Raw genomic sequence first — 14,402 nt, 5'->3', positions numbered from 1 at the left:
CACTGTCTATTTATACAGATATTTACAAAATTATAACAGATTCTCTAATTCAAGCAATTGACTAATCTCAATATGGGGTAAACATCGAGCATCAGCAAGATGAAAAATGTCCTGATTCATAATGTTTATCCAACACGCTAACAAACCATTATTAATCGCACCATTGACATCCGTTATCAAATTATCACCGACATGTAATATATTACCTGCCGGTACGGCTAATTTGTTAACTGCTAATTCAAAAATTTCTGGAAAAGGCTTTGAGCGCCCATCGGCTCCCCCACGTAATGAAAATTGAAAATAATCTCTTAATCCAATTTTATCAATATCAACATTACCATTAGTAATCACCGCTAAAGGGACTATGGTTGCTAATTTCGTTAATAAGGTGTGAGTGGACGGTGAAACATGCATTTTATGACGCCAAAAATTAAACATATCCATTGTTTCGTTAATAATGTTTACCATATTTTCTGGAGAAATCTTTGCTTTATTTAACAATGATTTAATAGTTTCCATTCGCCAGGCCACAACATCGTGATAAATCTCTCGTTGCGCAGCCTGCACCGTTTTTTTTCTAAATGCAGTTCGGATACAGTTAAATGATGTAACCCTTCATAACGCTGCAAATATTTAACAATTTCCTCTTCGGATTTTTCTACAATGTCACTGTTGTCGTACAACGTATCATCAAGATCGAAAGTGATTGCCTTAATTTTGTTTATTGAACGATAAATGTGCATTACTTGTTTCCTCTTCTCGCTCTTGGATGGGCTGAATCATAAACTTCAGACAGATGTGAAAAATCTAAATGAGTATAAACTTGAGTGGTTGATAAATCTGCATGACCTAACAACTCTTGTACGGCTCGCAAATCTCCACTTGATTCTAACATGTGTGTGGCAAACGAATGTCGTAATTTATGCGGATGGACATGAACAGACAATCCGCGTCTAACGCCCCACTGTGCAAATCTTTTTTCAACATTACGGGGTGAAATGCGTTTACCTAATTTGGAGATAAATAACGCATCATCCTGCGGCTCTAAAAAATCACGCAGTGATAACCAATGATTAATCCATTTAATAGACTCATAACCTAATGGCAATTTTCGCTCTTTATTTCCCTTCCCCATTACGCGAACTTCACCCTCATTCAAATTCAATTCACGGCAATTAAGATTGACTAATTCAGACAATCGTAAACCTGAACCATACATAAGTTCAAGCATAGCTCTGTCACGTACGGAAAGAGGATCATTATATTCAATATCGAGCAATTGATTAATTTCATCAATATCAATATTTTTAGGGAGATGATGCCCCAATTTAGGATTTAACACCCCACGGGCAGGATTGGCATTAATATCTTGATTTTTAATTAACCAATCACAAAAACTGCGCAATGCCGATAGCCTTAATGATAAACTTCTTGCCTGTAAACCCGTTCGTTTACTATGACTAATTAATAATCTAACTGCCGATGAGTCTACATCTTGCCATTGAGTAATTCCCACTTCTTCTGCGATGGCTATAAGCGCAAAAAGTTGACGTCGATAATTAACTTGAGTATTTAGGCTAAGCTGTTTTTCCGATTTTAAATAATTTAAAAAACGCTCAACCGGTTCAGTTAATAAACAACGATTATTTTGAGAGGATTGAACCATAACTTACCTTATTTTTTTCGCATAACCCATTTTCCAATTAATATAGGTAATAATTGACTCACTTTTTCTAATAATAAAGTACCTTGTCTTTCCTGATAATGATTCGGATTGGAGCTGGTAAACATTAAGATCCCCAAATCACCAAATTGTCCTAATAAGGATAACGCAACAGAACCAACATAATTATGTTGAGATAATAAAAAATCTAATTCGGTGGTATTTAAGATACCAAGATATTGATTACTGTATTGTAGATGTCTAACTCGAATAAAATCAAAACCTGAACTATTCAAAGCAAAATGTTGATATTTTGAAGGGGCATTGATTAACCATTTGTCATCAAAAAGGTATAAGTATGCACCATTAAGACCCAACGATTTTGCCCAATTTTTTAATATCTGTACCAGTTCATCAAGATCATTGGCTTTAATTATCTGACATTGTAGATCCATAAACTGATTAAAAAGTAATTCATTAGAACGCGCGTATTCCATTAATAAGGTTATTTCATCCTTAAGATGACTAATTTTATTACGCTGTCTTGCCATTTGCCATTCAGGTAGTGAAATTCCACCCCTGATTGGATGTGGAATACGCATATTTTCAATACGACTTGCGTTTCTGATAAAAAAATCTGGATTATCGAGCAAATATTGACTAACAATCTCATCATTCAATTTCATTTTACGAGTTGTTGGTTTTGTATTTTTTGCTTTATAAGATTGTGATGTTTTAGCAACCATTCTGAATCTCTGTTATAACCGATAAGACACACTAGGCTAAAAAATCAGTTAAAATTAATGGAGTTATATATTTTTAACTAATTTATTAACAAAGAATGAAATGTTATTTATCTACTTTATTGTCAAACAAAATTTACATCGCAATAAATCCATCATAAACATGCGTAGCAGGTCCTGTCATATAAAGAGGTTTATTTGTACCTTGCCATTCGATTAATAACTTACCACCAGGTAGGTTTACTTTGACTTTGCTGTTAAGTAATCCTTGATTAATACCAACAGCAACAGCGGCACATGCTCCAGTACCACAAGCTTGCGTTTCACCAACACCACGTTCAAATACACGTAAATTTATATTATTGCGATCGATAATATGCATAAAACCAATATTAGCTCGCTCCGGAAACCGTTCATGCTGTTCCAATAATGGACCTAATTGTTCCACTTCCGCGGTAAGAATATTATCTACTTGTAAAACACAATGTGGATTACCAATTGAAGCAACGCCACATAATATTGTGCGTTCTTGAGCACGAATGATGTAAGTTTTCTCTTCTTTAATTGCTTTAAAAGGTACTTTATTCGGCTCAAAAATAGGTTGTCCCATATTGACTCTTACCGTCTCATCGTCGTTGACAGTCAATACAATATTCCCTTTCATCGTGCTAACTTTTAATGTGCGTTTTTTGGTCAAACCTTTCAAACGAACAAAACGTGCAAAGCAACGTGCTCCATTTCCACACTGCTGAACTTCACTACCATCAGCATTAAAAATTCGATAATGAAAATCGGTATCTGGAGCAAAAGGAGGCTCAACAATCAAAAGTTGATCAAAACCTACTCCAGTATATCTATTAGCAAGACGTTTGATCATTTCAGTCGAAAGATGAACATTTTGGGTTACCGCATCAATGACCATAAAATCATTTCCGAGTCCATGCATTTTTGAAAAGTTCATCTATTTCTACCTTCTATTGAAAAAAACATAATTGTCTATTGCGTTATATTATCTGATAAGCACATCACACTGTCTGATGTATGAAAACCCGCCTAAGTTCTCACATAATCAGCAATATTATTTATTATAGGAATTCACCTCGCCATAAATCATCAAACGACTCTCGCTGACGAATGAGTTTATGTTGCTGCTCGCCAATTAACATCACCTCTGCTGGTCTTGGGTGACTGTTATAGTTGGATGCCATACTAAATCCATAAGCGCCAGCACTACAAACCACTAATAAATCATCTTGTTGAACCGAAAGCTCACGTTGATATGCCAATACATCACTTGATTCACAAATTGGGCCAACAACATTATATATCAAGGTTTCATCTGTTAGTTTCGGTTCTTTTTCTGGTAAAACTCGCATCCAAGCTTGATATAGCGCTGGTCTAATTAAATCGTTCATACCTGCATCCACAATTGCAAAATGATTACCATCTTGATGCTTAGTATATTCAACTTTCGTGATTAATAGTCCTGCGTTAGCAACAATGCACCGACCGGGTTCAAATAGAAGTTCAACATTAACGTATTTTGCAAATTTCTTTTTCAACTCAGTAACAAGCAGTGAAGGTGATATAGGTTGTTCATCATTATAACAAACTCCCAAACCGCCTCCTAAATCAATATGATCAATACTGATGTCATTAGTTTTTAATTCATCGATTAGTGCCACAATACGATCGGCAGCATCAAGAAAAGGTGACAATTCCGTTAACTGAGAGCCGATATGACAGTCAATGCCTGCTATTTTGATATTTGCTAATGATTTGGCTTTACGATATACATCTAATGCTAATTGATAACTAATACCAAATTTATTTTCACGTAATCCTGTTGAAATGTAAGGGTGAGTTTTTGCATTAACATCAGGATTAATTCTTAACGAAATTGTCGCAATTTTATTTAATCTTTTAGCAACATCATTAATTCGATAAAGCTCTGATTCTGACTCAACATTGAAACATTTGATACCAACTGTCAGTGCGCGCTCAATTTCTACAATGGATTTTGCTACACCAGAAAAGACAACTTTGCTCGCATCCGCTCCTGCCTTTAGCACTCGTTCCAATTCACCTTGAGACACAATATCAAACCCAGCTCCTAAATTTGCCAATTGATTTAATACTGATAAATTACTGTTAGCTTTAACTGCATAACAGATTAAATGGTTAGTATCCATTAGAGCTTGCTGATAAGCCAGAAACTGTTTAGTAATATAATTGGCTGAATAAACATAGAGTGGTGTACCGTACTGTTCAGCTAAATCAGATATTGCAATTTTATTAGCAAACAATTGACCTCTTTTATAATGTAGAAAATCCATAATCTATTCCGTTAAACTGTTTGGTTAAGTGAATACGAATCCATTGATATTGTTGACGTCTCAGCAGGAATATAAAGAGGTCCTTTCAGTCCACACCCCAATAATGTCAATGTAACTAAAAGTATAGAAAGTAGTTTTATTGATGATTTCATAGAACATTCACAATTATTTCATTTTTAGGATGCCGACTATATTACACGATAGCCATATCCGTGCAAAGCATAAATAATCAAATCGTTATATATAACTTTGATATTAATATTATTCATTTGTTTACTTTTATTGAGTTATCTTGCAATATTCAATTATTTCTATAAATTACATTTTATTCCTTAATGAACTAACTATCCTTTTACTGGTCAATTTTTACTGAAACGTAGGTATAATCTGAAACTTTTTTACAAAACAATTTTTATTTCTCAAGAAACGAGAGCGATTACTGTGTCTGATTTTTCTGATATATGTAGGCATTGAGTGTTAGATTATTATAACCTCATATTATTGTTCTGGTCGTGTTTACTGAAACGTAGGTGTAACCTGAAACTTTTTTACAAAGAAATCGATAAAAAATGGTTCATGGAAGAGACCAACCATACTAGAGTGATTTTTTAAATCAATTTATTCTGTTATAAAATAATCAATCGATTAGCTCTAAGCATTAATATATTTTTGACGGTCAGGAAGCCAACAAGCTATCAATTGCTGAGCAACTTGTGGATAGTTTTGTTGTAAAGAGTGAGATATTTTTTGTATTTCACTAATCAGATGTTGATCACGGATTAAATCAACAATTTTGAAGTTTGCCACACCCATTTGCCGAGTCCCCAAAATTTCACCACTGCCACGAATTTCGAGATCTTTTTGGGCAATTACAAATCCATCATTGCTTTCACGCATGACTTTCATTCTTGCTTGAGCCACTTTACTGAGCGGAGCTTGGTACATTAAAACACAATAAGAAACTGCACTACCTCGACCAACTCGTCCACGTAATTGGTGTAATTGAGCTAACCCGAGTCGTTCAGCATTTTCAATAATCATCAAACTCGCATTGGGTACATCAACACCAACTTCAATTACCGTCGTTGCAACTAGAAGTTGAATGTTACCTGCTTTAAAGTTTTGCATGACCAATTGTTTGTCATCTGATTTCATTTTGCCATGTATTAAGGCAATCGACAAGCTTGGTAATCGTTCACCCAATTCTTCAACTAACATTTCCGCAGCTTGAGCGTCTAGAATTTCTGACTCTTCAACTAACGTACAGACCCAATAGACTTGTCGAGCACTTAAACAAGCTTGATGCACTCTTTCGATAATCTCTTCTCGGCGAGAATTAGGAATAACAACTGTCGTAACAGGCGTACGCCCAGGCGGTAACTCATCAATCACCGAGACGTCTAAATCCGCATATACTGTCATTGCCAGTGTTCTAGGTATGGGTGTTGCGGTCATAATTAGTTGATGAGGATGCATACCTTCTTTTATTCCTTTTTCCCATAATGTTAATCGCTGATTAACACCAAATCGGTGCTGCTCATCTATAATCACCAAGCCTAGAGAGGCAAATTCCACCTTATCAACAAAAACAGCATGTGTACCGATTAACATAGTGATATCACCATTTTGTACACTTTCATAACGCTGCTTTTTATTTTTTGCAGTTAAGCGTCCAGATAGCCAATCCACTTTTATACCAAGTGGTTCAAACCATTGTTTGAAATTGTTATAGTGCTGCTCTGCTAATATTTCTGTCGGCGCCATTAAGACAACTTGTTGATGATTTTCTATAGCGTTCAATGCCGCCAATGCAGCAACTAAGGTCTTACCTGAACCCACATCCCCTTGAATTAAACGCATCATTGGAATAGGTTTAGCCATATCTGTATAAATATCTTTAACGACGCGTTGCTGGGCATTAGTTGGACTAAAAGGCAATGAAGCTAAAAAAGGTGTTATAAACTTTTGATTAATACGCATAGCATAGGCTTGATGCTTTTGATTATCGACTTTTAATAGCAACATGCTTAAGTGATAGGCGAGTAACTCTTCAATAATGAATCGTTTAATCGCGCGATGTTCGCCAGTACCCAATAGATTGATATCGGTATCAATTGGCGGATTATGAATGATTGTTAATGAATCTAACGCAGGCAAATAATGATTAGATAAATAATTAGGCAAAATTTCAATTGGAGGATTACGTTTTAACAGTAATAACGCTGATTGAATCAATTTACGAATCACATTTTGAGTCAAACCATATGTTGTAGAATATATAGGGGTATATCTTTCCTGACTCCCATCAGTTAAGGCTATATCCTCACGGTTAGCGTTAACTTTATATTGAGGATGAATAATCTCTGGATAATTTTTTCCGCTTTTTATTTCACCGTAGGCTCTTACCCATTGACCTTGTATCAAACTCGCTTTTATTCCAGCATTAAAATTCATAAATCTCAATATTGCTATTCCTGATTCATCCTGAATATGACAAACTAACATTTGTTTGCGTTTCAAGATCACTTCAGTTTTTATAATGCAACCTTCGATCGTAGTATGTTTACCAACAGTCACATCACCGATGGCACACGATGTAGTACGATCTTCATAACGCAAAGGGAAATGGAATAATAAATCTTGAATGGTATCAATTCCAAGTGCATGAAATTTTTTTTCTAAACTATCACCAACTCCACTTAATTTAATTAATGGAATATGATTAAAAAAACGGTTTAACATGATAATTAATTGATGTTACGAATCACACTCACAACATCTTGTTGTAAAGACAATTTACGCATTAACTCATTGAGTTGTTGAGAATTTTTTACTTCAATTTGTAAGATGATAGTATAAATTTGTCGATCTTTTTCTTCCGTATTTAGCCACTGTAAATGCGCTTTTTCATCATTAATAATCGAAAGTATATGCCCTAATGACCCTTGATTATTTAGAATATCTACCCAGATTTCAGCAACAAAAAATTGATCGATATTAGTCGCCCATTTAAGAGGAATATACTTTTCAGGATTATTTTGATAACCGGTTATATTTCGACAATATTCATGATGTACGGTTAAACCTTTTTCTGGACTCACATGACCAATAATTGGATCATTAGGGATGGGATGACAACATTTTGAAAATGTTAGTAATACACCTTCACTTCCAGTTATTACTAATGTTTTATTCGAATCGAAATGATCTTGCAATAATTCATTATGCTTCAACCCGTTGGCGATAAAATGACTCATAATATTGCCTAAACCAATTTCAGCCAACACATCATCAAAAGATTGTAATTTGGTAATTTGCAAAATATTTTTAATCTGTTCATTAGAAAGATTTTCAATTCCACCTGTGTTAACTAGTGCTAAATTAAGTAATCGTCGTCCAAGCGCTATGGCATCTTCACGTTTTAACGATTTCAACGCTTGCCGAATACGCGATCTAGCTTTGGCACTCACCACAAAACTCAGCCAACGTGCATTAGGTCGAGCTTCTGGTGAAGTAATAATTTCAACTGTTTGTCCATTACTTAGAGGTTGGGATAGCGGATAAGGTTTGCGATCAACAAGTGCGCCAATACACTGATGACCTATATCAGAATGTACTGCATAAGCAAGATCAACGGCTGTTGCACCTTCAGGTAATTGAACAATACGACCTTTAGGCGTAAAAACATAGATCTCTTTAGGAAACAGATCCGATTTTACATTTTCAATAAATTCAAACGAGTTACCTACACTTTGTTGCAGCTCTAATAAACTCTGCATCCAGCGTTGAGCCTTAATTTGAGTGGTGGTATGCGTAATCTCATCATTTTCATTATATACCCAATGAGCAGCTACCCCCATTTCAGCCATTTGATCCATATCTTCAGTACGTATTTGCACTTCTACTGGCGTACCATATGGACCAATTAAGGATGAGTGTAACGATTGGTAACCATTGGCTTTAGGAATGGCTATATAATCTTTAAATCGATTAAGGCGTGGTTTATATAAATTATGTACTAAACCCAGAGCTCGGTAGCAGGCATCGACATCTTTAACAACGACTCGAAAAATATAAATATCCATAATTGAGTGAAAATGCTGTTCACGCATTTGCATTTTCTGATAAATTACATAAATATTTTTTTCTAATCCTTCCACTACTGCATCAATATGAGCATCGGCTAAACGCCCTCTAATTTCTGATAATATTTGCTCAATAAGTTCTTTTCTGGTACCGCGAGCAACATCAACGACTTTTTCTAGCACTTTAGCGCGATTAGGATGCATCGCCGTAAAGCCCAATATTTCGAGCTCAGTTTTAATATGATGAATACCCAAACGATGTGCTAAAGGAGCATAAATTTCTAGTGTCTCTTTTGCTATGCGACGACGTTTATCAGGTCTTAGTGATCCAAGAGTTCGCATATTATGCGTACGGTCAGCAAGTTTAATTAAAATAACGCGCACATCTTCGGTCATGGCGAGAACCATTTTACGAAAATTTTCAGCTTGTGCTTCTTGCCTATTGCGAAATTTTAATTTATCTAATTTAGAAACACCTTCAACCAAAATAGCAACGTGTTTGCCAAATTTTTCCGTAATATCTTGAAAGGTGACAGGAGTGTCTTCGATAGTATCATGTAAAAGTGCAGCGATAATTGTTTCATAATCCAGTCGCATATCGGCTAAAATTGTCGCAACCGCGACTGGATGGGTAATATAAGGTTCACCGCTACATCGGAATTGCCCATCATGCGCCTTTTGAGCAAAGAGATAAGCATCTTGAATAATATCAACTTGTTTAGCTGGAAGATAAGATGTGACAACCTCTTTTAAACCATCAAAATATTGCATAGGCAATTCTCAGCAGAATTTATTCGTACGAGGGAGTATTATCAAGAAGAATCGATTCATGAAGCGCAGAACGAACTTCTGCTTCTTCATCTTGACGAGCCTGAAAATCAGCAGTATCAAGAATTTGTTTGTTAACAAGACCATCTTCAATTTCACGTAACGCAATAACGGTCTCTTTGTCGTTTTCTTCTGGAATTAATGGCGATTTATTTTCAATTTGTAATTGACGAGCACGTCTTGCTGCAACTAAAACGAGATCAAAGCGATTACCAATTTTTTCTACTGCATCTTGAACAGTTACACGAGCCATTTTTACCTCTAATTTGTTTTACTAAATTGCTTTATTTGAAAGATCTATTATTGTACTTAATTTTGTAGCAAATTGTCCATATTAATATTATTTATAAACTCAAGCTAGCTGATTTTTTTACAAAAAACTATCAATAGTTATTCAATCAAATCTAACCAAACATTCTTTCCAAGAATTGGCATGTTTAGAAGATAACGGCGTAAAGCATCTAAAGCAATTGCACAAAGAATTTTTTGAGTGATTTCACGATTCTGTACTTGACCAGTATATTTCAAATTAAATTGGAAAAATTGTTGAGAAGTGGCTATTATCAATGTGAATTCCGTATTTTTTTCTCTAAAATTAACTAACCCTAGCACGATATCAGCTCTATTTCTGGTTAATACATGTAAACAATAGTCTTTAAAAGCCTCAGGAAACAATGGAACGATTTCCGACTTAACCAGTGGTGCTTCACACTCAAATAATTGGTGAGCGATGCGCCCTGCGGATTGATGTTCAATAACTGCAATTGTTTGCCCTTTTTCGATTAAAATTTTAGAAACAAACATCGCTAAGCCTAGATCTCCATGTTGCGTTAAGACTCCTTCATACAAAAAATTGTTAGCAACTATTGCTTTAATTTTTTGCCATAACGCATCCATCTTAGTTTTTTGCTCTTCTGAACCTGTTAATTTCAGTTCAATCATTGGCATTGTTGCTCGATATCCAATCACAATATCCGTTGGTAAATTGAGGTTATCATCAATTTGAGTCGCTAAATTACTTTCGGTTTGCCCCATTGTCATCAGTCGATAACACAATTTCTTTTCTAATGTTGGAAAGTTTAATTTAATTTCAGGCAAAATCCAGGTTTTAATCATTTCCTTGAATTCGCTAGGTACACCTGGAGTAAAATATAAAAGGCAGTGATTGATTTGTATTTTAAAGCCACATGCCGTTCCAATCGGATTATCAATTAAAGTAGCACTTTGTGGTAACATTGCTTGCTTTATATTACTTGGTGACATAGTTTTACCATGCCTTAAAAAAAATTGTTCAATTTTGCTCAGCCACTCTTGATGCAATATAAGGGGTTCATGATTGGCTAACGCTGCTGCTTGAGCGCTTAAATCATCACTTGTTGGTCCTAAGCCACCATTCACAATAATAATATCATTATCTAAACTATGTTGTTGAAGTGTGCTAATTAGCTGAGTCAAATCATCACCAACTGTATGTTTGGATGTTATTAAGATACCTTCTTGAAAAAGGAATTGAGACAACCACGCAGCGTTAGTATCAATTATTTGCCCATGTAACACCTCATCACCAGTACTGAGCATTTCGATGTTTATCTTTTTTTTAATCACAAATACCCCTTAAACAAATAATGATTAAATAACAATATTTTTGCTATCCAAACCTTCTTCATCATTGTCCATATGTTCTTTACTTTGCACTGACTTTACTGAAAAATAGAGATCATAAGCAAATTCAATATACTCTTCATCAAGCTGTATATTCATCTGCTTAAACCAATTTTTGAGTGTTTTTCGTCTACCTGATAGGATTAATATAACATTTCGGACTTTTAAAGATTTAACTAATTCTTCAACACCTAATAACACGCTGACATCTTTATAAGTAAAACAAGGAATAGCATCAACGATAACGTAGTTTATTGGCTCTTCAGCTTCGTCAATATAACTTATAATTTTTCGCTTAAAATATGCAATGTTAAAATAAGTTAGCGGGGAGTTAAAACGATAAATCATTGTATTTTTTAATTTTTTAACCTCTTTACCTAAAGAGTGAATACGACCACTATCATCGATCCCCAATAGTTGATCTTTCGGTCTGAAAACACGGCGTAAAAATAGAAATAGCCCTAACAAAACAGCGAGCGCCATACCTGGGATAATACCTATCAATAATACCGAGATAAATGTGATTAAACTTAAATAAAATGCATCGCGATCAAATTTAAAAAAGCGAAATATAGTTTGAAAATTAATAAGAGAAAACGAAGAGTAAATTAAAATCACCCCTAATACACAAGTTGGAATGTATTGCAACGGCGCTAAAAAAAACAGAACTATAAAACCAATTAATATTGCTGCAATAATTGAAACCAACTGAGTTTTACCGCCATTGGCATCATTAACTGCAGTACGCGATGAAGTACCACTTACCACGAATCCTTGTGATAACCCGGCTACAATATTTGCCATACCCAAGGCTTTAAATTCAATATCTGCGTTTGTTTCATAATTATTTTTGGATGCAAAACTGCGTACCGTAATCATCATACTGACAAAACAGATAACCGCTATATTCAGTGATGGCACCACTAAATCTCTCATTTTTCCTTTATCAAAATCAATCCAGGATTCAGTAGGTATAAATTCGCCACTAACTTGGCCAATGATACGGATATCGTACGATTCAAAATTAAATAACCACGAAAAAAACGTCGTTATCATTACAGCTAAAAGCGGGGCTGGATATCGAGGTTTTGATCTTCTCAAAACAATCAATAAGAGTAAAGTAAAAAACGAGATCAATGCAGTTAAAATATGAATTTGTGATATTTTAAAAGGTAAATACACAACTCGTTCAATTAAGTATGAAAAGTCATAGGAAAATCCTAAAGTTTTAGCCAATTGATCAATGATAATTGTAATTGAAATTCCGTTGAGTAGACCAATTAAAATCGGTTGACTGAGTAAATCAGCCAGTGCTCCTAAATGCAACTTACCCGCAATGATACACCATATACCAATCATAATGGTTAATAAAACAACCAATTGCCAGCGTAAAATGGGATCATTTGCCGCCAAAGGAAAAACAACAGCCGCAACTACTGCACAAGTTGCGGTATCAGGACCAACAATAAGTTGTCGGGAAGAACCAAAAAGTGCATAAACAATAAGAGGTAAAATGGTTGAGTATAAGCCGGCTATTGCACCAACACCCGTTAATTCAGCGTAAGCAATTGATACAGGTAACGAAACAGCCGCTACGGATAAGCCTGCCTTTATATCAGAATTAAAATATTCACGTTTATAATGCAATAAACTGACTAATCCAGGCATCCATAATGCTATTTTTTGTAATACCCCTTTGTTTTCTACTTTTTGCATATTTTATTATCTTCCAGCTATGCTTATATTTTCAATTAAAATCGATCCACATTGAATGTTACTTCTTGTTTCAAGATCATTCCCTATCGCCACAATATTTTGATACATATCTTTAAGATTACCTGCAACGGTGAATTCATTGATTGGATACTGAATTTGACCATTTTCAACCCAGAATCCAGTTGCTCCTCGTGAATAATCCCCCGTAACATTATTAACACCATCTCCCATTAAAGAGGTCACCACAATACCCTTATCCAATTTTGCTAACATTCCATTAAAGTCTGCATCGGTTTGACTTGATGAGACTAACCAATTATGTATACCACCCGCATGCCCTGTTGATTTTAGACCTAATTTTCTGGCTGAATAATTACTCAGCAAATACGTTTGCAAAACGCCATGCTCAATGATATTACGTTTAACAGTTCTTGTTCCTTCACTATCAAATGGTGAAGAACCAATGCCTTTTAATATAAAAGGATTTTCAAAAATAGTTAACCAAGATGGAAATATTCTTTCGCCCACGCTATCTAATAAAAACGAAGATTTACGATAAATTGCTCCACCACTTATTGCACCCACCAAGTGTCTAATTAGTCCGACGGCAACCTCTGCACAAAACAGAACGGGTACTTGCATGGTTTCAATTTGTTTCGCCCCTAAATGAGCTATAGTTTTTTCAGCCGCTTGTTGACCAATCCATAATGGCGATTTTAAATCGTTAATGTCCCGTGAATAAGTAAAAGCATAATTGCGTTCCATTTGCTCATCTTGTTTGGCAATAACTGAACATGATAATGAATGAGAACTTGCGCAATAACCATTCAACATACCTAAACTATTGCCATACATATAAATGCCATAACGGCTACTAAAATAACCACCATCACTATTTAAAATCTTGGGGTAAGCTAACGCAGCTTCTTCTGTTTGTTTAGATTTTTCTATAGCTTCATCTACATTCAAATCACCAGGATAAAAGAGGTCTAAATCAGGTGCATCGAATGCCATCAATTCTGCCTCACCTAAACCAGAATAAGGATCGGATGAAGTATATTGCATAATATTGATGGCCATATCAATGGTTTGGGCAATTGCTTGCGGAGATAAATCATTCGTCGAGGCACTACCCTTACGTTGGTTCTGATAAACCGTAATGCCTAACGCACCATCACTATTAAATTCTACGTTTTCAGTTTCACCCATACGAGTACTTATACTTATACCTGTAGATTGATTAATTGAAACTTCAACTGAATCAACTCTTGGTTTAGCTTGCTCAATAGCATGAGCCACAATAGCGGATAAATTCTCTTTTTGGACTAAAGCTTCTTTCTTGATTTGTTCTATACTCATTTCATTATTT

The 14,402-nt window shown here is 35.1% G+C and carries 13 protein-coding genes; all 13 read right to left on the bottom strand.

Annotation, left to right across the window (positions count from 1 at the left end; translation table 11 throughout):
* Nucleotides 1-30: 30 nt before the first annotated feature.
* On the bottom strand, nucleotides 31-567 hold the full coding sequence (locus tag J4T76_RS08755) for an HAD-IA family hydrolase (RefSeq protein ID WP_324123780.1): 537 nt from the start codon (nucleotides 565-567) through the stop codon (nucleotides 31-33).
* On the bottom strand, nucleotides 495-743 hold the full coding sequence (locus J4T76_RS08750) for a hypothetical protein (RefSeq protein ID WP_267355666.1): 249 nt from the start codon (nucleotides 741-743) through the stop codon (nucleotides 495-497). The genes J4T76_RS08755 and J4T76_RS08750 overlap by 73 nt, the downstream gene beginning before the upstream one ends.
* The gene (xerC, locus tag J4T76_RS08745; protein ID WP_267340483.1) at nucleotides 743-1,666 is read right to left on the bottom strand and encodes a tyrosine recombinase XerC; all 924 of its coding nucleotides are present in this window, start codon (nucleotides 1,664-1,666) and stop codon (nucleotides 743-745) included. Before xerC ends, J4T76_RS08750 begins: the two co-directional genes overlap by 1 nt.
* 8 nt (nucleotides 1,667-1,674) lie before the next feature.
* Nucleotides 1,675-2,409, bottom strand: a complete 735-nt coding sequence (locus J4T76_RS08740; RefSeq protein ID WP_267345634.1) for a DUF484 family protein — start codon at nucleotides 2,407-2,409, stop codon at nucleotides 1,675-1,677.
* A gap of 133 nt (nucleotides 2,410-2,542) precedes the next feature.
* Nucleotides 2,543-3,367, bottom strand: coding sequence for a diaminopimelate epimerase (gene dapF / locus J4T76_RS08735; RefSeq protein WP_267345633.1), 825 nt, complete (start codon nucleotides 3,365-3,367; stop codon nucleotides 2,543-2,545).
* Nucleotides 3,368-3,491: 124 nt separating this feature from the next.
* The gene (gene lysA / locus J4T76_RS08730) at nucleotides 3,492-4,742 is read right to left on the bottom strand and encodes a diaminopimelate decarboxylase (RefSeq protein ID WP_267345631.1); all 1,251 of its coding nucleotides are present in this window, start codon (nucleotides 4,740-4,742) and stop codon (nucleotides 3,492-3,494) included.
* 11 nt (nucleotides 4,743-4,753) lie between these two features.
* Nucleotides 4,754-4,894 (bottom strand): LPS translocon maturation chaperone LptM, encoded by a 141-nt coding sequence (gene lptM / locus J4T76_RS11900; RefSeq protein ID WP_416380307.1) that lies wholly within the window; start codon nucleotides 4,892-4,894, stop codon nucleotides 4,754-4,756.
* A gap of 499 nt (nucleotides 4,895-5,393) precedes the next feature.
* Entirely contained in the window at nucleotides 5,394-7,484 is a 2,091-nt protein-coding gene (gene recG / locus J4T76_RS08725) for an ATP-dependent DNA helicase RecG (RefSeq protein WP_267340489.1), read from the bottom strand.
* Nucleotides 7,485-7,489: 5 nt separating this feature from the next.
* Nucleotides 7,490-9,598: a bifunctional GTP diphosphokinase/guanosine-3',5'-bis pyrophosphate 3'-pyrophosphohydrolase gene (gene spoT / locus J4T76_RS08720; RefSeq protein ID WP_267340490.1), complete on the bottom strand. Its 2,109-nt coding sequence runs from the start codon at nucleotides 9,596-9,598 to the stop codon at nucleotides 7,490-7,492.
* A gap of 19 nt (nucleotides 9,599-9,617) precedes the next feature.
* Nucleotides 9,618-9,908: a DNA-directed RNA polymerase subunit omega gene (rpoZ, locus tag J4T76_RS08715; protein WP_267340491.1), complete on the bottom strand. Its 291-nt coding sequence runs from the start codon at nucleotides 9,906-9,908 to the stop codon at nucleotides 9,618-9,620.
* Nucleotides 9,909-10,045: 137 nt separating this feature from the next.
* The gene (locus J4T76_RS08710) at nucleotides 10,046-11,260 is read right to left on the bottom strand and encodes a CinA family nicotinamide mononucleotide deamidase-related protein (RefSeq protein ID WP_267355664.1); all 1,215 of its coding nucleotides are present in this window, start codon (nucleotides 11,258-11,260) and stop codon (nucleotides 10,046-10,048) included.
* A 24-nt stretch (nucleotides 11,261-11,284) separates the two neighbouring features.
* Nucleotides 11,285-13,033, bottom strand: coding sequence for a SulP family inorganic anion transporter (locus J4T76_RS08705; RefSeq protein ID WP_267340493.1), 1,749 nt, complete (start codon nucleotides 13,031-13,033; stop codon nucleotides 11,285-11,287).
* A gap of 6 nt (nucleotides 13,034-13,039) precedes the next feature.
* Nucleotides 13,040-14,392 carry a metalloprotease PmbA gene (pmbA, locus tag J4T76_RS08700; RefSeq protein ID WP_267355662.1) on the bottom strand — a complete coding sequence of 451 codons (1,353 nt, stop codon included), beginning with the start codon at nucleotides 14,390-14,392 and terminating at the stop codon, nucleotides 13,040-13,042.
* Nucleotides 14,393-14,402: the final 10 nt, after the last annotated feature.

It is taken from the genome of Gilliamella sp. B3022 (assembly GCF_028751545.1).
Classification (GTDB): Bacteria; Pseudomonadota; Gammaproteobacteria; order Enterobacterales; family Orbaceae; genus Gilliamella.
The sequence above is the reverse complement of the archived record's forward strand: the minus strand, read 5'-3'. Positions and strand labels throughout refer to the sequence as shown.